The sequence below is a fragment of the Streptomyces blastmyceticus genome, assembly GCF_039521185.1.
Classification (GTDB): domain Bacteria; phylum Actinomycetota; class Actinomycetes; order Streptomycetales; family Streptomycetaceae; genus Streptomyces; species Streptomyces blastmyceticus.
The window spans coordinates 13,976-31,013 of record NZ_BAAABW010000011.1 but is presented as its reverse complement, the minus strand read 5'-3'; the positions used below and the strand labels follow the sequence as shown (position 1 = coordinate 31,013).

At 74.0% G+C, this 17,038-nt stretch carries 16 protein-coding genes and 1 riboswitch; of the genes, 10 read left to right on the top strand and 6 right to left on the bottom strand.

Going from position 1 to position 17,038, the window contains the following annotated elements; all coding sequences use genetic code 11:
• Window positions 1-15: 15 nt before the first annotated feature.
• Together ABD269_RS09585 and ABD269_RS09580 are read right to left on the bottom strand one after the other, a co-directional pair.
• Window positions 16-1,140, bottom strand: coding sequence for an alpha/beta hydrolase (locus ABD269_RS09585; RefSeq protein ID WP_344117344.1), 1,125 nt, complete (start codon window positions 1,138-1,140; stop codon window positions 16-18).
• Between the two features lie 262 nt (window positions 1,141-1,402).
• Complete coding sequence (locus ABD269_RS09580) at window positions 1,403-2,092, bottom strand: class II aldolase/adducin family protein (RefSeq protein ID WP_425572859.1); 690 nt, start codon at window positions 2,090-2,092, stop codon at window positions 1,403-1,405.
• Between the two features lie 113 nt (window positions 2,093-2,205).
• On the opposite strand from ABD269_RS09580, the gene ABD269_RS09575 reads away from it, so the two are divergent.
• From ABD269_RS09575 to ABD269_RS09545, 7 genes are all read left to right on the top strand, one after another.
• Window positions 2,206-3,444, top strand: coding sequence for an inorganic phosphate transporter (locus ABD269_RS09575; RefSeq protein WP_301888286.1), 1,239 nt, complete (start codon window positions 2,206-2,208; stop codon window positions 3,442-3,444).
• Between the two features lie 12 nt (window positions 3,445-3,456).
• Complete coding sequence (locus ABD269_RS09570; protein WP_301888283.1) at window positions 3,457-3,672, top strand: hypothetical protein; 216 nt, start codon at window positions 3,457-3,459, stop codon at window positions 3,670-3,672.
• A gap of 160 nt (window positions 3,673-3,832) precedes the next feature.
• Window positions 3,833-3,960: riboswitch (cobalamin riboswitch) on the top strand.
• A gap of 122 nt (window positions 3,961-4,082) precedes the next feature.
• Window positions 4,083-5,069, top strand: coding sequence for a cobalamin biosynthesis protein (locus tag ABD269_RS09565; RefSeq protein ID WP_344117343.1), 987 nt, complete (start codon window positions 4,083-4,085; stop codon window positions 5,067-5,069).
• Between the two features lie 8 nt (window positions 5,070-5,077).
• On the top strand, window positions 5,078-6,607 hold the full coding sequence (locus ABD269_RS09560; protein WP_344117370.1) for a cobyric acid synthase: 1,530 nt from the start codon (window positions 5,078-5,080) through the stop codon (window positions 6,605-6,607).
• Between the two features lie 55 nt (window positions 6,608-6,662).
• On the top strand, window positions 6,663-8,744 hold the full coding sequence (locus tag ABD269_RS09555) for a putative cobaltochelatase (protein WP_344117342.1): 2,082 nt from the start codon (window positions 6,663-6,665) through the stop codon (window positions 8,742-8,744).
• Window positions 8,745-9,341 carry a cob(I)yrinic acid a,c-diamide adenosyltransferase gene (cobO, locus tag ABD269_RS09550; protein WP_116211101.1) on the top strand — a complete coding sequence of 199 codons (597 nt, stop codon included), beginning with the start codon at window positions 8,745-8,747 and terminating at the stop codon, window positions 9,339-9,341.
• The gene (locus ABD269_RS09545) at window positions 9,335-10,807 is read left to right on the top strand and encodes a cobyrinic acid a,c-diamide synthase CobB (RefSeq protein ID WP_344117341.1); all 1,473 of its coding nucleotides are present in this window, start codon (window positions 9,335-9,337) and stop codon (window positions 10,805-10,807) included. The genes cobO and ABD269_RS09545 overlap by 7 nt, the downstream gene beginning before the upstream one ends.
• Window positions 10,808-10,809: 2 nt before the next feature.
• Here the strand turns inward: ABD269_RS09545 and ABD269_RS09540 are convergent, their stop codons facing one another.
• Window positions 10,810-11,535 (bottom strand): ZIP family metal transporter, encoded by a 726-nt coding sequence (locus ABD269_RS09540; RefSeq protein WP_301888274.1) that lies wholly within the window; start codon window positions 11,533-11,535, stop codon window positions 10,810-10,812.
• 24 nt (window positions 11,536-11,559) lie between these two features.
• On the opposite strand from ABD269_RS09540, the gene ABD269_RS09535 reads away from it, so the two are divergent.
• On the top strand, window positions 11,560-11,940 hold the full coding sequence (locus ABD269_RS09535) for a cobalamin biosynthesis protein (protein ID WP_425572864.1): 381 nt from the start codon (window positions 11,560-11,562) through the stop codon (window positions 11,938-11,940).
• A gap of 93 nt (window positions 11,941-12,033) precedes the next feature.
• Window positions 12,034-13,086: an Rv2231c family histidinol phosphate aminotransferase CobC gene (gene cobC, locus ABD269_RS09530; RefSeq protein WP_344117340.1), complete on the top strand. Its 1,053-nt coding sequence runs from the start codon at window positions 12,034-12,036 to the stop codon at window positions 13,084-13,086.
• Window positions 13,087-13,133: 47 nt separating this feature from the next.
• Here cobC and ABD269_RS09525 read toward each other — a convergent pair whose 3' ends face one another.
• Window positions 13,134-14,045, bottom strand: coding sequence for an SCO1860 family LAETG-anchored protein (locus ABD269_RS09525; protein WP_344117369.1), 912 nt, complete (start codon window positions 14,043-14,045; stop codon window positions 13,134-13,136).
• 272 nt (window positions 14,046-14,317) lie between these two features.
• On the opposite strand from ABD269_RS09525, the gene ABD269_RS09520 reads away from it, so the two are divergent.
• Window positions 14,318-15,292, top strand: coding sequence for a bile acid:sodium symporter family protein (locus ABD269_RS09520; protein WP_344117339.1), 975 nt, complete (start codon window positions 14,318-14,320; stop codon window positions 15,290-15,292).
• Between the two features lie 449 nt (window positions 15,293-15,741).
• On the opposite strand, the gene thpD is transcribed toward ABD269_RS09520, so the two are convergent.
• Complete coding sequence (gene thpD / locus ABD269_RS09515) at window positions 15,742-16,632, bottom strand: ectoine hydroxylase (RefSeq protein WP_344117338.1); 891 nt, start codon at window positions 16,630-16,632, stop codon at window positions 15,742-15,744.
• Window positions 16,633-16,635: 3 nt separating this feature from the next.
• Window positions 16,636-17,034 carry an ectoine synthase gene (locus tag ABD269_RS09510; RefSeq protein ID WP_301888265.1) on the bottom strand — a complete coding sequence of 133 codons (399 nt, stop codon included), beginning with the start codon at window positions 17,032-17,034 and terminating at the stop codon, window positions 16,636-16,638.
• Window positions 17,035-17,038: the final 4 nt, after the last annotated feature.

Below are 17,038 nucleotides of genomic sequence, written 5' to 3'. Positions count from 1 at the left end.
GGCCGGTGGAACCGCTCACATCAGGGGCGTGAGGAAGCGGCGGAGAGCCTCTTCGTAGGCCGCCGGGTTGACGTTCCACATGGCGGCGTGCGGGGCGTGCCGGACGGCGCGCAGATGTATCAGTTCCGGCCGCCGCGCGACGAGTTCGCGGGAGTGCGACCACGGCGCGAGGGTGTCGTCGGGGCCGTGCAGGAGCAGCACGGGCACGGTCAGCCGGGCGGGGTCGGTGGCGGTGAAGAGGGTGTCGGCACCCAGCCCCGTCCGGCCCTCCGCGGCACGGACCGCAAGCGGAAGCAGCGCCGCCGGGGTGCGGCGATAAGCGGCGCAGGTGCGGACGAGGGCCTGCCAGTCGAGCACCGGCGAGTCCATGACGACGCCCGCGACGCGCGGCGACAGCGCCGAGTCGAGGGCCGCGAGGAGGCTCATCGTGGCGCCCGTGGACCAGCCGTGCAGGACGATCCGGCGGGCGCCGTAGCGGACGGCGTAGCGGATCGCGGCGTCGAGATCGCGCCATTCCGCGGCGCCGAAGTGGCTGATGCCTTCCGGTGGACGGGGGGCGCCGGGGTCGCCGCGGTAGCCGAGGGCCAGGACGGGCAGGCGCAGCCGGTGCAGGAACGGCAGGACGACCATGGGGTGCTCGCGGGTCGTGCCGAGCCCGTGGACCGCGATCACCCACGTGCCGCGGTCGCCCGGGACGAACCAGGCGGGCAGCGGGCCGAGCTCCCCGGGCACCTCGACGTCGGCGTGGTCGAGGCCGAGGGCGTCGCGGGGGTTGCCGACGTGCACCTGCGGGGTGAGCCGGACGCGGGCGCCGGGCTCCAGCACGCCGTGCGTCACGCGCTCCAGCCGGCGTACGACGCAGTCGGCGGGGTGCGGGGTGTCTGCGACGGGGCCGACGACGGCGTGCAGGCCGGGCGCGGTCATCCCGTACGTACCGGGGCGCTGCGACTCGACGCTGCGGGTCAGGGTGACGGTGTCGTTGCCGACGGCGTGGACGGTGAGCTCCGGCACGTCCGGCAGCGGGCGGCCGGGCGGGGGCTTGAGCGCAGCGTCGGCGGCGTACCGTCCGGCCGCTATGGCGGCCGCTCCGGCACCGAGTACGGTCGTGGCGGCCAAGGCGGCCGCTCTCGCCGGGTGCACGTCTTCAGTGTGAGCGCGTGGTGAGGCTCTGGCCAGTGGGGACGAGGTGGGGGGCGCGCTCCCGGGTGCGGGTCCATTGCCGCCTGCGGCGGGAGCGGCCTGCGGCCGCGTCCTCAAACGCCGGACGGGCTGGATATCCAGCCCGTCCGGCGTTTGAGGACAAGCGGCGCAGCCGCTTCGGGGGTCTGGGGGTCTCCCCCAGTTTCGGGAAGGGGCGGGGTAGGGGAACAAACCCGCCGGGCCGCACCCGAACGCGGGTCGGTTACCCGCGCGGCTGGCCGTACCCGCTGAGTTTTCGCGTCGCCTCGGCGAGCTGGTCAAGAGTCAGCAGCGCCGGGCTGCCGCCGGGCACCGACGCCGACGTCAGCCACACGCGGCACATCCACTCCAGCTGAGCCGTCCGGTCGTACGCCTGGTCGAGGCTCGCCCCGTACACGACCGTGCCGTGGTTCCGCAGGAGGCATCCCGTGCGCCCCTCCAGGGCCCGCAGCATGTTGTGGGCGAGCTCGTCCGTGCCGTAAAGCGCGTAGTCGGCGACCCTTACCGGGCCACCGAGCGCCCCCGCCATGTAGTGGACCAGCGGCAGCTCGTCGACCAGGCCCGCGACGGCCGTCGCGTGGACGGCGTGGGTGTGCACGACGGCCGCCGCGTCGGTGGAGCGGTAGACGGCCAGGTGCATGGGGAGCTCGCTGGTGGGGGTCAACTCGCCGAGGACCTGGCGCCCGTCGAGGTCGACGCCGACCGCGTCCTCCGGTCCCAGCCGGTCGTACGGGACCCCGCTGGGAGTGACAAGAACGACATCTCCGACTCGCGCGGAGACATTGCCGGAGGTGCCCACCACCAGCTCGTCCGCGGTGGTGCGGCGGGCGGTGGAGACGACCTCGGCCCAGGCCCGCCCGACATCCCCGCCCATGTCGCCCTTGTCGTCGTGTGCTGTGTTCGATATCCGCATAGCCCTCTGCCTCCGGTTGGCGTCACCACTCGGTCCGACCCAGTTCACCTTCCGTTCACCCAGGGTCTTTACGGTCACCGCTGTACTGACCATCGAGCTGATTGCCTGGGTGAATGGAACACATCACGCTTCTCATCGGGATCGTGATCGTCACGGCCTTGGTGTTCGACTTTACGAACGGCTTCCACGACACGGCCAACGCCATGGCCACCACCATCTCCACCGGGGCGCTCAAGCCCAAGGTCGCGGTGGCGATGTCGGCGGTTCTCAATCTCGTCGGCGCGTTCCTGTCCGTCGAGGTCGCCAAGACCATCTCCGGGGGCATCATCGACGAGAGTGCCGGCATCAGACCCGAAGTGATCTTCGCGGGCCTGATCGGCGCGATCGTCTGGAACCTGCTGACGTGGCTGGCCGGACTGCCCTCCAGTTCCTCGCACGCCCTCTTCGGCGGCCTGATCGGCGCGACCATCGTGTCCGTCGGTTTCAACGCGGTGAACGCCGACAAGGTCGTCATGAAGGTCCTCATCCCGGCGGTCGCGGCGCCCGTCGTGGCCGGCATCGCCGCCATGGTCGCGACCCGGCTCACCTACCGGCTCGCCAAGGGCCGCGACGAGAAGGAGACCGCCAAGGGCTACCGCGCCGGGCAGATCGCCTCGGCCGCCCTGGTCTCCCTCGCCCACGGCACCAACGACGCCCAGAAGACGATGGGTGTCATCACCCTCGCGCTGGTCACCGGCGGTGTCGTCGCCCCGCACTCCGACCCGCCGCTGTGGGTCATCGTCTCCGCGGGCCTGGCCATCGCGCTCGGTACGTACCTGGGCGGCTGGCGCATCATCCGCACGCTCGGCAAGGGCCTCACCGACATCCAGCCGCCGCAGGGCTTCGCCGCCCAGACCGGCGCCGCGACCGTGATCCTCGCCTCCTCGCACATCGGCTTCGCCCTCTCCACCACCCAGGTCTGCTCCGGCTCGATCATGGGTTCCGGCCTCGGCCGCAAGGGCGGCGTCGTCCGCTGGTCGACCGCGGGCCGGATGGCCATCGCCTGGTGCCTGACGCTGCCGGCCGCGGGCCTCGTCGCCGGTGGCGCCGCGTTCCTCGCCGACCAGGGCGACTGGGGCGTCACCACCGTCGCCGTCCTCGGCCTGCTGGTGTCCGGCGCGATCTACGCCGCCTCCCGCCGCAAGCCCGTCACCCACGACAGCCTGGACGAGGTCCCGGACGCCGAGCCGGCGGGCGTGGTCACCGCCGCGCTCCAGGCCGTCGCCCCGCCGCCGGCCGGTCCCGTGGCCGCCGCCCCGGTGGTCGCCGTCTCCTCCGAAGCCGGGCGCACCCCCGCCGCCGCGGCGAGCTAAGGAATCCACACCATGCAGATCGACTGGGCAGCTCTTGGGCAGGTCTTCGGCGTCAGCCTCGTGGTGACCGTCGGATTGGTCGGCGTCTTCACTCTGGGGATCGTCGGCACGTCCTCCGCCTCCGCGGCGGGGACGCGGCCGGGTTCGCTCGCCCGCACCGGCGCGTACGCGTGCTTCGCGCTGTGCGCGGCCGCGGTGGGGTACGGCATCTACTTGATCGTCGCGTAGGTCGCGGCTGCGCCGCTTGTCCTCAAACGCCGGGTGGGCCGGATATCCAGCCCGCCCGGCGTTTTGGGTGCGCCCCCGAGGAACGAAGGCCAGCTCAGGACGGAAGTTGACGCCCGTTCACACCCCATGGTGGACTTCCGGGGCCAAACGGCGACAGCAGAGGAAGCCGGTGCGAGTCCGGCGCGGTCCCGCCACTGTCACCGGGGAGCGTCTCCCCCACCGGAGAGCCACGGCCCGCGCACGCGGGCGGGAAGGCCGGGGCGACGTCGATCCGGGAGCCAGGAGACTCTGGTCGCCGGTCACGTCGAACCAGGGCGCGGACCCTGAGTGAGGACACATCGCCATGCCCGGCTGCCGTCGACCATCCCGAACCCTCGTCCTCAGGTATCGCACGACGGCGGTCTGAGCCGATGCGCGCCGATCACCTCGGTTTCGCGTGCGGTGCCGCCCTCGGCTTCCTCGGCGACCTCGCCCTCGGCGACCCCCGCCGCGGCCACCCCGTGGCCGCCTTCGGCCGTGCCGCGCAGGCGGTGGAGCAGCGGCTGTGGCGCGACCACCGCGGCTACGGCGCCCTGCACACGCTGCTGTGCGCGGGCGGCACCGCGGCCGCCGCCGGAGCGCTGGCCCGTACCGTACGCCGTTCCCGCACCGCCGGCGTCGCCCTGACCGCCGCCACCACCTGGGCCGTGCTGGGCGGCACCTCGCTGGGCCGCGAGGCGCGGGCCATCGGGGGCGCGCTCGCCGCCGGTGACATCGAGGTCGCCCGGGAGCGGCTGCCGCACCTGTGCGGGCGCGACCCGCAGGCGCTGGACGGCGCGCAGATGGCGCGCGCGGTCGTGGAGTCCGTCGCCGAGAACACCTCCGACGCCGTCGTGGGCGCCCTCGTCTGGGGGGCGCTGGGCGGGGTGCCGGGGCTGGCCGGGTTCCGTGCCGTCAACACCCTGGACGCGATGGTCGGCCACAAGTCGCCGCGCTACCGGCGCTTCGGCTGGGCCTCGGCCCGGCTCGACGACGTCGTCGGCTGGCCCGGCGCGCGGCTGACCGCCGCCCTCACCGTCCTCGCCGGTCCCGACCCGCGGGGCGCCTGGCGGGTGGCCCGGCGCGACGCGTCCCGGCACCCGAGCCCCAACGCGGGCCCGGTGGAGGCCGCGTTCGCCGGGGCGCTCGGCGTGCGCCTCGGCGGCACGCTCGCGTACAAGGGCCGCGTCGAGCACCGCCCCGTCCTGGGCGCGGAGAACCGCCCCGTGGAGACCGCCGACATCGAGCGCGCCGTGCGGCTCTCCCGACGCGTGTCGCTGCTGGCGCTGGGCGTCGCGATCGGGGTGCGGGCCGCCGTCTCCCGGGGCCGTGCGGCGGGCAGCCTTTCCCCAGATCGCCTTACGAGGAGGAACCGGTGACAGCGGAGATGAGCGGGCCCCCGGGCCCGCTGGGCGGGGGCCTGCTCGTGGCCGGGACGACCTCGGACGCGGGCAAGAGCGTGGTGACCGCCGGGATCTGCCGGTGGCTGGTCCGCAAGGGCGTCAAGGTCGCGCCGTTCAAGGCGCAGAACATGTCGCTCAACTCCTTCGTGACCCGCGAGGGCGCGGAGATAGGCCGCGCCCAGGCCATGCAGGCGGCCGCCGCCCGGGTCGAGCCGTCGGCCCTGATGAACCCCGTGCTGCTCAAGCCCGGCAGCGACCGCAGCAGTCAGGTGGTGCTGATGGGCAAGCCGGTGGGCGAGCTCAGCGCCCGCGGCTACCATTCGGGGCGGCAGGAGCAGTTGCTGGGGACGGTCACCGACTGCCTGGCCGAGCTGCGCCGCACCCACGACGCGGTGATCTGCGAGGGCGCGGGCAGCCCCGCCGAGATCAATCTGCGGCGCACCGACATCGTCAACATGGGCATAGCCCGGGCCGCGCGGCTGCCGGTCGTCGTGGTCGGCGACATCGACCGGGGCGGGGTGTTCGCGTCGTTCTTCGGTACGACGGCGCTGCTGTCCCGTGAGGACCAGGCCCACATAGCGGGCTATCTGGTCAACAAGTTCCGGGGCGACGTGACGCTGCTGGAGCCCGGTCTGAAGATGCTGCGGGACCTGACCGGGCGGCCCACCGTCGGCGTGCTGCCGTTCGCCCACGGCCTCGGCATCGACGAGGAGGACGGCCTGCGGGTGTCGATGCGCGGGGCCGTGCGGGAGTCGGTGGTGGCCCCGCCGCACGGCGCGGACGTGCTGCGCGTCGCGGTGTGCGCGGTGCCGCTGATGTCGAACTTCACCGACGTCGACGCGCTCGCCGCCGAACCGGGCGTCGTCGTGCGCTTCGTGGACCGCCCGGAGGAGCTGATCGACGCCGACCTGGTCGTCGTGCCGGGCACCCGCGGCACCGTACGGGCGCTCGCCTGGCTGCGCGAGCGCGGGCTGGCGGACGCGATCGCGCGGCGCGCGGCGGAGGGCCGGCCGGTGCTGGGCGTCTGCGGCGGCTTCCAGGTGCTGGGCGAGCGCATCGAGGACGAGGTCGAGTCGAAGGCGGGCACGGTCGAGGGCCTCGGCCTGCTGCCCGTACGGGTGCGGTTCGCCCGGGAGAAGACGCTGGCCAGACCGGTCGGCGAGGCGCTGGGCGAGCGGGTGGAGGGCTACGAGATCCACCACGGCGTCGCCGAAGTGCTGGGCGGCGACGAGCCGTTCCTGGACGGCTGCCGCTCGGGCGCGGTGTGGGGCACGCACTGGCACGGCTCGCTGGAGAGCGACGGCTTCCGGCGGGCGTTCCTGCGCCGCGTCGCCGAGGCCGCGGGCCGGGCGTTCGTACCGGCGCCGGACACGTCGTTCGCGGCGCTGCGCGAGGAGCAGCTGGACCGCCTGGGCGATCTCATCGAGGAGCACGCGGACACGGACGCGCTCCTGCGGCTGATCGAGGACGGCGTGCCGGCCGGCGCGCCCTTCATCCCGCCGGGCGCGCCGTGAACGCCCCCGCCGCGCGGACCAGTCAGAGCAATTCCCTCGAAGGGGGTACCCGTTGATGGCCTCGGCCACCTATCCGTTCACCGCGGTCGTCGGGATGGACGACATGCGCCTGGGCCTGCTGCTCAACGCGATCTCCCCGTCGATCGGCGGAGTGCTCGTACGGGGCGAGAAGGGCACCGCGAAGAGCACGATGGTGCGCGGCGTCGCCGCGCTCATGCCCGCTGTCGACGTCGTCGGCGGCTGCCGCTTCTCCTGCGCTCCGGACGCCCCGGACCCGGCGTGCCCCGATGGCCCCCACGAGTCGGGGGCGGGCGACACCCGGCCCGCCCGGATGGTCGAACTCCCCGTCGGCGCCTCCGAGGACCGGCTCGTCGGCGCGCTCGACATCGAGCGGGCCCTGTCCGAGGGCGTGAAGGCCTTCGAGCCGGGCCTGCTCGCGGACGCGCACCGCGGAGTGCTCTACGTCGACGAGGTCAATCTCCTCCACGACCACTTGGTGGACCTGCTGCTCGACGCGGCGGCGATGGGCGCCTCGTACGTCGAGCGCGAAGGCGTATCCGTACGCCACTCCGCCCGCTTCCTCCTCGTCGGCACCATGAACCCCGAAGAGGGCGAGCTGCGCCCGCAGTTGCTCGACCGGTTCGGGCTGACCGTCGAGGTCGCGGCCTCGCGGGAGACCGAGGAGCGGGTCGAGGTCGTGCGGCGCCGGCTCGCGTACGACGAGGACCCGGCCGCCTTCGCCGCCAAGTGGTCCGCCGAGGAGGAGACGCTGCGCGAGCGGATCGCCGCCGCGCGGGCGCTGCTGCCGGACGTGCGGCTGGGCGACGGCGCGCTGCGCCGGATCGCCGCGGTGTGCGCCGGTTTCGAGGTGGACGGCATGCGCGCGGACATCGTGACCGCGCGGACGGCCACCGCGCTGGCCGCCTGGGCGGGGCGTACGGACGTGACCGCCGAGGACGTGCGGCAGGCGGCCCTGCTGTCGCTGCCGCACCGGCGACGGCGGGCCCCCTTCGACGCGCCCGGCCTGGACGAGGACAAACTCGACGAGATCCTGCGGCAGTTCGAGGACGACGAGCCGGAGCCCGAGCCCGACCCGGAGCCGGAGGGTCCGCAGGACGGCCCGGGCGACGACGGCCCCGGTGGCGGCGAGCCGCCGCAGGGCGCGGACGGGCCCGGCGCCCCGGACGTCCCGGCGCAGCGCGAGTCGCAGGAGAACACCCCGGCGCAGCAGGAGAGTTCGGCGCCCGAGGCACAAGGCGGGCAGGGCGGGCAGGAGCGCCCGTCCGAGGGCGGGGACGCCCCGGCGGTCGCCGCCGCCGACCCGTTCCGTACGCGCAAGCTCGACGTCCCGGGCCTCGGCGAGGGCGCGGACGGGCGGCGCTCGCGGGCCCGTACCGCGCACGGCCGCACGACGGGGGCGCGGCGCCCCCGGGGCGCGCTGTCGAAGCTGCACCTGGCGGCGACCGTGCAGGCGGCGGCGCCGCACCAGCGGGCGCGCGGGCGCAGCGGGCCGGGGCTGGTCGTGCGCCGTGACGACCTGCGGGAGGCGGTGCGCGAGGGGCGCGAGGGCAATCTCGTGCTGTTCGTCGTGGACGCGTCCGGTTCGATGGCGGCGCGCAAGCGGATGGGGGCGGTCAAGGGCGCGGTGCTGTCGCTGCTGCTCGACGCGTACCAGCGGCGCGACAAGATCGGGATGATCACCTTCCGGGGTGCGGGCGCGGAGGTGGCGCTGCCGCCGACGTCGTCGGTGGACGTGGGCGCGGCGCGGCTGGAGCGGCTGCCGACCGGAGGCCGTACGCCGCTCGCGGCGGGCCTGCTCCAGGCGCACGAGGTGCTGCGGGTGGAGCGGTTGCGCGACCCGTCGCGGCGGCCGCTGCTGGTCGTGGTGACCGACGGGCGGGCGACCGGCGGCCCCGAGCCCCTCGCGCGGGCGGCGCGGGCCGCGCGGCTGCTGGCGGGCGAGGGCACGGCGTCGGTGGTCGTGGACTGCGAGGCGGGCCCGGTGCGGCTCGGGCTGGCGGGCGAGCTGGGCCGCGAGCTGCGCGGCCCGGTGGTCACGCTCGACGAACTGCGCGCGGACAGCGTCTCCGCGCTCGTACGTACCGTGAGGAACACAAGCTCCAGGAGGGCCGCATAAATGCCACAGGGACAGCCGACCGTCGTTCCGGACGACGGTCTCACCACGCGCCAGCGCCGTAACCGGCCGCTGGTCTTCGTCCACACGGGCATCGGCAAGGGCAAGTCGACGGCCGCCTTCGGGCTGGCGCTGCGCGCGTGGAACCAGGGGTGGCCGGTCGGTGTTTTCCAGTTCGTGAAGTCCGCGAAGTGGAAGGTCGGCGAGGAGCGCGCGCTGAAGGTGCTCGGCGACTCGGGCGAGGGCGGCACGGTCGCCTGGCACAAGATGGGCGAGGGCTGGTCCTGGGTGCAGCGCGACATCTCCTCCAGCGAGGAGGCGGCGCGCGAGGGCTGGGAGCAGGTGAAGCGGGACCTGGCGGCGGAGTCGTACAAGCTGTACGTGCTGGACGAGTTCGCGTACCCGATGCACTGGGGCTGGATCGACACGGACGAGGTGGTCTCGGTGCTGCGCGACCGCCCCGGCACCCAGCACGTGGTGATCACCGGCCGCAACGCCCCGCAGAAGCTGATCGACTTCGCCGATCTGGTGACGGACATGTCCAAGGTCAAGCACCCGATGGACGCCGGTCAGAAGGGCCAGCGGGGCATCGAGTGGTGAACGTCCCCCGTCTCGTCATCGCCGCTCCGGCCTCCGGCAGCGGCAAGACGACCATCGCCACCGGCCTGATGCGGGCCTTCACGGACGCCGGGCTCGCGGTCTCGCCGCACAAGGTCGGTCCCGACTACATCGACCCGGGCTACCACGCGCTGGCGACCGGCCGCCCGGGCCGCAACCTGGACGCCTATATGTGCGGGCCCGAGCGGATCGCCCCGCTGTTCCTGCACGGTGCGGCGGGCTGCGATCTCGCCCTGGTCGAGGGCGTGATGGGCCTGTACGACGGGGCGAGCGGGCAGGGCGAGCTGGCGTCGACGGCACATGTCGCGAAGCTGCTGAAGGCACCGGTCGTCCTCGTCGTGGACGCGTCGTCGCAGTCGCGGTCGGTGGCGGCGCTGGTCCACGGCTTCGCGTCGTGGGACCCGGAGGTACGGGTCGCGGGCGTCATCCTGAACAAGGTCGGCTCGGACCGCCACGAACACCTGCTGCGCGAGGCGCTGGAGGAGTCGGGGGTGCCGGTGCTCGGCGCCGTGCGGCGCGCGCGGACGGTCGACACGCCCAGCCGCCACCTGGGCCTGGTCCCGGTCGCGGAACGCCGCCCCGAAGCGGTGGCGGCTGTCGCCGCCCAGGCCGATCAGGTGCGCGCGGGGTGCGACCTCCAGGGCCTTCTTGCGCTGGCCCACAGCGCACCGCCGCTGGCGGACGATCCGTGGGACCCCACGGGGATCGCCTGCGGCGGGCTTCTCCCCCACCCCGCCCCTTCCCGAAACCGGGGGGCTACGCCCCCCGGACCCCCGAAAACCACCGGTTTGTGGGCAGGCGTTCCGCAGGGCGGAACGGGTGGGCACAAACCGACCACCGGGCCGCACCCGACCGTCGCCCTCGCCGGCGGCCCCGCGTTCACGTTCTCGTACGCCGAGCACACGGAGCTGCTCACCGCCGCCGGTGCCGAGGTCGTCACATTCGACCCCCTGCGGGACGAGCAGCTGCCGGAACACGCCGCCGCCCTCGTCATCGGCGGCGGCTTCCCCGAAATGCACGCCGCCGAGCTCTCCGCCAACGAACCCCTGCGCAAAGCCGTCGCCGCCCTGGCGGAAAGCGGTGCGCCCATCGCCGCCGAGTGCGCGGGCCTGCTCTACCTCTCCCGTTCCCTGGACGGCAGGCCGATGTGCGGCGTGCTGCCCGCGGACGCGCGGATGTCGGAGCGGCTCACCCTCGGCTACCGGGAAGCCGTCGCCATCGCGGACAACCCGCTGGCCGCGGCCGGCACCCGCGTGCGCGGGCACGAGTTCCACCGCACGGTCGTCGAGCCGGGCACCGGTGCCGCCCCGGCGTGGGGGATGACGCACCCGGAGCGCCGTACCGAGGGGTTCGTGCAAGGGGGCGTCCACGCCTCGTACCTGCACACGCACTGGGCGGGCTCCCCCGGCACCGCGCACCGCTTCGTGACGGGCCTGTCCCGGCGGTGACGTCAGCTCGTGAGGCCCACCATGAGCCAGACGAACGCCACTCCGGCCACCGTGCAGGCGAGGGTGGAGCGGGCGGGGTGCCGGTGGTGGGCCTCGGGGAGGATGTCGGAGGTCGCCAGATAGAGCAGCACCCCGCCGAAGAATCCGAGGTAGATGCCGAGGAAGTGCTCCGGAAGGGTGAACAGCAGGGTCGAGGCGGCCCCGGCGACGGGCGCGAGCGCGTCGGCTCCGAGCATCAGGAGGGCGCGGTGGCGCTCGTTCCCGTACAGGTCGGTGATCGTGTACGTGTTGAAGCCGTCGGCGAAGTCGTGGGCGATGACGGCGAGCGCGACGGCGGCGGCCATGCCGCTGTCGACCTGGAAGGCGGCGCCGATCGCGACGCCGTCCATGGCGCTGTGCCCGACCAGCGCGGCCGCGGCGGTGAGCCCCACCTGGGGGACGCGTTCCCGGCCGACGATGCCGTGGTCCGCCCGGCGGACGGCGAGGAGCCGTTCGACGAGGTGGGCGGTGAGGAAGCCGAGGACGAAGCAGAGCAGGGCGGCCGGCACGCCGAAGACCTTGCGCCGGGCGGCCTCCAGCGCCTCCGGGAGCAGGTCGAGGCCGACGACGCCCAGCATGAGCCCACCGGCGAGGCCCAGGATGAGGTGGCGGCGGTCGGTGACCCGCTGGGCGGTCCAGCCGCCGAGCAGCGTCATCAGGAACGCGCCCAGGGCGACGACGACCGGCACGGGTCCACCCTTCTCACGGCTGCACTGCTTCCTGCTTACTGGTACGCGGGCGTCGGCGCCCGCCGGGGCGTGGGGGCGGACGAGGTGCTGGCGCTGATCGGCGAGGCGCTCGCCGAAGCGGGCGGCGGGGCGCTCACGGCGCTCGCCACCGCCGGGGCCAAGGCCCGCGAGCCCGGCCTGGTCGAGGCCGCCGCCCGGCTCGGCGTGCCCCTGCTGTCGTACGGCGCGGAGGCGCTCGCCGCCGTCACGGTCCCGAACCCCTCCCCCGCGGCGCTCGCCGCCGTGGGCGCGCCCGGTGTCGCCGAGGCCGCGGCACTGCTGGCCGCCGGGCCGTACGGGGTGCTGGTGGTCGACAAGCGGAAGTCGGCGCGGGTGACCTGCGCCGTCGCGCGCGGACCCGGGTGAGGGCGGCGGGCGGGCCGTCAGTACGGTTTCCGGGTCGGGCCCTCGCACCGGCCCCGTCGGCGTCAAAGAATGAAGAGAAGGTGGCCCGCGGCCATGCATACACCCAGTGAACCCGATCTGCGGCACCACGGCGACGCCGAAGTGCGCGGCGGCGGGGCGGAGTTGACCGATCTCGCGGTCAATGTGCGCTCGGGTACGCCTCCGGAGTGGCTGCGGGAGCACATCGCCGGGTCGCTCGACGGGCTCGCCGCCTATCCGGACGGGCGGGCCGCGCGGCGCGCGGTGGCCGCGCGGCACGGGCTGCCGGAGGAGCGGGTGCTGCTGACGGCGGGCGCGGCGGAGGCGTTCGTGCTGCTGGCGCGGGCCCTCCCGGTGCGGCGGCCGGTGGTCGTGCACCCGCAGTTCACCGAGCCGGAGGCGGCGCTGCGGGCCGCCGGGCACACGGTGGAACGCGTGCTCCTCGACGCGGAGGACGGCTTCCGGCTGGACCCGCGCGCGGTGCCCGGCGACGCGGACCTGGTGGTCGTCGGCAACCCCACCAACCCGACGTCGGTCCTGCACCCCGCGCAGGCGCTGGCCCAGCTCGCCCGCCCGGGGCGGACCCTCGTCGTGGACGAGGCGTTCATGGACGCGGTACCGGGCGAGCGCGAGTCCCTGGCGTCCCGTACGGACCTGCCGGGCCTGGTCGTGCTGCGCAGCCTCACGAAGACCTGGGGTCTCGCGGGGCTGCGCATCGGCTACGTCCTCGCCTCGCCCGGCGCGATAGCCAAACTCGAGCGGGCCCAGCCGCTGTGGCCCGTCTCCTCCCCCGCCCTCGCGGCGGCGGAGGTGTGCAGCGCACCCCCGGCCCTCGCCGAGGCCGCCCACGCGGCACACCACCTGGCGTCGGACCGGGCCCATCTGGTCGCGGCCCTCGCGGAGTTCGAGGGTGTGCGCGTGCACGGCCCGGCGGCGGGCCCCTTCGTCCTGATACACCTGCCCCACGCGGTGACGGTCCGCTCCCGCCTGCGCGGCCTGGGCTTCGCGGTCCGCCGCGGCGACACGTTCCCGGGCCTGGGCCCGGACTACCTCCGCCTGGCGGTCCGCGACCGCGCGACGACGGACCGCTTCGTGGAGGCCTTGACGCTGGCGCTGGCCGATCTTTAAGGGGTTCCCGCCGTTACCGCCTGCGGGAAGGGGCGGTGGGGGAAAAACTAGCGACGGGCAGCCGCACGACGACGGGCCACAACCACCGCTCCCCCACCCGCCAGGACCAGCACCGCACCCGCCCCCACCACATACGGCGTAGCCGAGCTGCCCCCCGTCTCGGCCAGATTCTCCGCGTGCTTCGCGGCAACCGGCTCCGCGGCCGTCTGCGGCTTGGCACCACCACCGGACGTACCAGACGTACCGGACGCCTCCCCGGCCACAGGGGCCTCACAGGTCGCCTCCGCCAGGGTCACCTCGCCCGAGACCTCCGCGACGTTCAGCTTCAGCGGATTGACGGCGACGCGCAGCGAGAGCGCGCTGGCGGCGGCCGTCCGCGAGGTGGTCGCCGTGCGGGAGAGGTCCAGCCGTACCTGCCCCACTCCGGGCACGTCGACCTTCGTGGGCCCGCCCGTGGTGACCGTGACCTTCCTGCCGAGCACCGAGACGCTGCCCAGCAGATTCGAGGTGGCGGTGGGCTTCCGGCCGGCCTCGCACACGGCCGTCGATGTGACCTGCTGGACCTCGATGAGCGAGAGGAACGGCAGTCCGGGGACGTGCACCCGGGCGTGGACGAGGTTGGCGTAGCCCTCCGCCCTGTTCCGGTCGGTGGTGGCGCGGGCGGTGGCGGCGTCGGCGCGCAGGACGTCGACGGGCTTGCCCTGCTCGACGCCGTCGAGCGTGACGGTGAGGGCGGTCTTGTCGGCGTCGGCCGGTGCGTGCACCTCGTTCAGGGAGGCGTTGAGCGGGACGTGGACGGTCTTGTTGAGCAGGGCGACGTCGAGTCCGGTGCGGAGGACGGCCGCGCCGGACTTCCCTTGGTCGCCGGAGCCGCCTCCGGTGGCATACGCGGGCCCGGCGACGACGGTCGCGGTCGCGGCGGCGGCAGCCGCGACCGCGGCGAGACGGCGTACGGGCATGCCGAAGGAAGGGCTGGTGGTGCTGTACACGTGTGTGGAACCCCCACAAGAGGCTTGGTGCCGTCGGCGCGGTCGATGGGGGACAGCGCCGCGCCGACGGCGGGACCCCGCCATATTTGACCCCGGGAGAGTGAACGGGCAGCCCCCTTGGGTCAGTTCACCCCAACGAGTAGGTTTCGCAGCCACATTCGATTCGTCCGGCGCGTGAGTCGATCCTCGTCACCCGCGTTACCCCTGTTCGGTGGGGGCAGTGATCGCTAAGGTGCCGCCGTATGTCAACCGAGCGGATATCCCCGAAGCCCGTCGCAGCTCAGGGCGGCCCCACCGCCGACCGGACGGCGCGGCTGGCCGTCACCGTCTTCCCGCTGCTGGTGCTCGCGGCGGGCGGCGTGGGGCTCGCGGCCCCCGCGCACTTCACCGGCTGGGCCCCTGCGGTGCCCTATCTGCTGGGCGTCGTGATGTTCACGATGGGCCTCACCCTGACGCCCCCGGACTTCCGGGCCGTCGCCAAGCGGCCCTGGGCGGTGGGGCTGGGCCTGGTCGCCCACTATGTGATCATGCCGGGGCTGGGCTGGCTGATCGCCACCGTGCTCGACCTGCCGCCGCAACTGGCCGCCGGGGTCATCCTGGTGGGCTGCGCGCCCAGCGGTACGGCCTCCAATGTGGTCACCTACCTGGCGCGGGGCGACGTCGCGCTGTCCGTCTCGGTCGCGACGGTGTCCACGCTGGTCGCCCCGCTGGTGACACCGCCGCTGACCCTGCTGCTCGCGGACCGCTTCCTGGACGTGGACGCGGGGGCGATGGTCGGCGACATCCTCAGGACGGTGCTCGTCCCGGTCCTCGGCGGGGCGCTCGTCCGCGCTTTCGCCGGGCGGTACGTCGACCGGGTGCTGCGCGCCCTGCCGTGGGTCTCGGCGCTGACGATCTCCGTCATCGTGCTCGTCGTGGTGTCCGGCAGCGCGGCCCGCATCAAGGACGCCGCCGGCCTGGTCCTCCTGGCGGTCGTCCTGCACAACACCCTCGGCCTGGCGCTCGGTTACGCCTCGGGCCGGCTGGCCCGGCTGGGCTGGCCCGCGAGCCGGGCCATGGCCTTCGAGGTCGGCATGCAGAACTCCGGCCTCGCGGCGTCCCTGGCCACCGCGCACTTCAGCCCGGCAGCGGCCCTGCCCGCCGCGGTCTTCTCGGTCTGGCACAACGTCTCGGGCGCGGCGGTCGCGGCGTGGATGTCCCGCTCGCGGCGCGCTTGACGGCGGCGGTCACATGGTCGTCCCTGGAGATGCGATTCATACGACCAGGGTCCTGGGCACGAGCGCCCGGCGCGTCGGCCCCAGCGGCGGACCCTCTCCGCCGCAGGGCTGATCCTTTTCTCCTTCCCGAGGCAGAACGAGGCGCGCGAACCTCGCCCTTGAGGAGGACGGGCGGCACGGCCCCGCCCCGGACCCCGGACGGGCCGGGGGTGGCGGGAGGGGGCGGGACGCGCAGGGGTGACGCGGGACGTAAAGCGAAGCAGTCCCGTGTTACCCCGGAGCGTCCCGCCCCCGCACCCGACAACGAAGGCCGGCCAAAACCAGCCCGTCCGGCGTTTGAGGACGCTCCCCCAGACTCCGTCCGGGGGGACCCCCAAGGGCGCCCCCGCCGCAGGCGGCAACGGACCCGCACCCGAACCCGGTCAGGGTCCGGGGGTTCGCCCCCGCCGTCACACCACCCGCGTGAAATCTCTCGCGCCCACGAACTCCGGCCTGCGCACCGGCGCGGCGAACGGTTCCGTCGCCGCGTTCTCCACGCTGTTGAAGACGATGAAGACGTTGCTGCGCGGGAAGGGCGTGATGTTGTCGCCGGAGCCGTGCATGCAGTTGCAGTCGAACCATGTCGCCGACCCGGCCGGCCCGGTGAACAGTTTGATGCCGTGCCGCTCGGCGAGGCCGGTCAGGGCCTCGTCGGACGGTGTGCCCGCGTCCTGCATGCGCAGCGACTGTTTGTAGTTGTCGCGCGGGGTCGCACCGGCGCAGCCGAGGAACGTCCGGTGCGAGCCGGGCATGATCATCAGGCCGCCGTTGGTGTCGTGGTTCTCGGTGAGGGCGATGGAGACGGACACGGTCCGCATGCGCGGGAGCCCGTCCTCGGCGTGCCAGGTCTCGAAGTCGGAGTGCCAGTAGAACCCGGAGGCGCCGAAGCCGGGCTTGACGTTGATCCTGGACTGGTGGACGTAGACGTCCGAGCCGAGGATCTGCCGGGCCCGGCCGACCACCCGGGGGTCGCGCACGAGCGCGGCGAAGACCTCGCTGATGCGGTGGACCTCGAAGACCGACCGTACGTCCTGCGACTTCGGTTCGACAACGGAGCGCTCGTCGGCGCGTACGGCCGGGTCGGCGATCAGCCGGTCGAGTTCGGCGCGGTAGCGGGCCACCTCGTACGGGCCGAGGAGCTGGTCCACCGTCAGGAAGCCGTCGCGGTCGTAGCCCTCCAGCTCGGCCGCGCCGATCGGGCCCGGGGCGCCGGGGCGGGACCAGACGACGGGGTCCTGGCGGGGGACGGACACTTCTTGGGGGCCGCGGGTGGGGTAGAGGTCGGTGGCCGTGGCGGTCATCGGTCAGCCCTCCTCGGTGAGCAGGGGGTAGACGCCGTTCTCGTCGTGGTCCTCCCGTCCGGTGACCGGCGGGTTGAAGACGCAGACGCAGCGGAAGTCGGTCTTCGGCCGCATGGTGTGCCTCTCGTGGCCGTCCAGGAGGTACATCGTGCCGGGCGAGATCCAGTACTTCTCGCCGGTCTCGTCGTCGGTGAGTTCGGCCTCGCCCTCCACGCACAGGACGGCCTCGATGTGGTTGGCGTACCACATGGAGGTCTCGGTCCCGGCGTAGAGCGTGGTCTCGTGCAGGGAGAAGCCGACGCGTTCCTTGGCGAGGACGATGCGCTTGCTCTCCCAGGTGCCGGACTTGGCCTTGACGTGCCGGTCGGTGCCCTCGATGTCCTTGAACGAGCGGACGATCACGGTG

Bases quoted from the DNA above. Each gene is read 5' to 3' on its own strand.
- ABD269_RS09580 (WP_425572859.1), bottom strand. From the start codon at position 2,092: ATGCGGATATCGAACACAGCACACGACGACAAGGGCGACATGGGCGGG.
- ABD269_RS09575 (WP_301888286.1), top strand. From the start codon at position 2,206: ATGGAACACATCACGCTTCTCATCGGGATCGTGATCGTCACGGCCTTG.
- ABD269_RS09570 (WP_301888283.1), top strand. From the start codon at position 3,457: ATGCAGATCGACTGGGCAGCTCTTGGGCAGGTCTTCGGCGTCAGCCTC.
- ABD269_RS09565 (WP_344117343.1), top strand. From the start codon at position 4,083: ATGCGCGCCGATCACCTCGGTTTCGCGTGCGGTGCCGCCCTCGGCTTC.
- ABD269_RS09560 (WP_344117370.1), top strand. From the start codon at position 5,078: ATGAGCGGGCCCCCGGGCCCGCTGGGCGGGGGCCTGCTCGTGGCCGGG.
- ABD269_RS09555 (WP_344117342.1), top strand. From the start codon at position 6,663: ATGGCCTCGGCCACCTATCCGTTCACCGCGGTCGTCGGGATGGACGAC.
- cobO (WP_116211101.1), top strand. From the start codon at position 8,745: ATGCCACAGGGACAGCCGACCGTCGTTCCGGACGACGGTCTCACCACG.
- cobC (WP_344117340.1), top strand. From the start codon at position 12,034: ATGCATACACCCAGTGAACCCGATCTGCGGCACCACGGCGACGCCGAA.
- ABD269_RS09525 (WP_344117369.1), bottom strand. From the start codon at position 14,045: ATGCCCGTACGCCGTCTCGCCGCGGTCGCGGCTGCCGCCGCCGCGACC.
- ABD269_RS09520 (WP_344117339.1), top strand. From the start codon at position 14,318: ATGTCAACCGAGCGGATATCCCCGAAGCCCGTCGCAGCTCAGGGCGGC.
- thpD (WP_344117338.1), bottom strand. From the start codon at position 16,632: ATGACCGCCACGGCCACCGACCTCTACCCCACCCGCGGCCCCCAAGAA.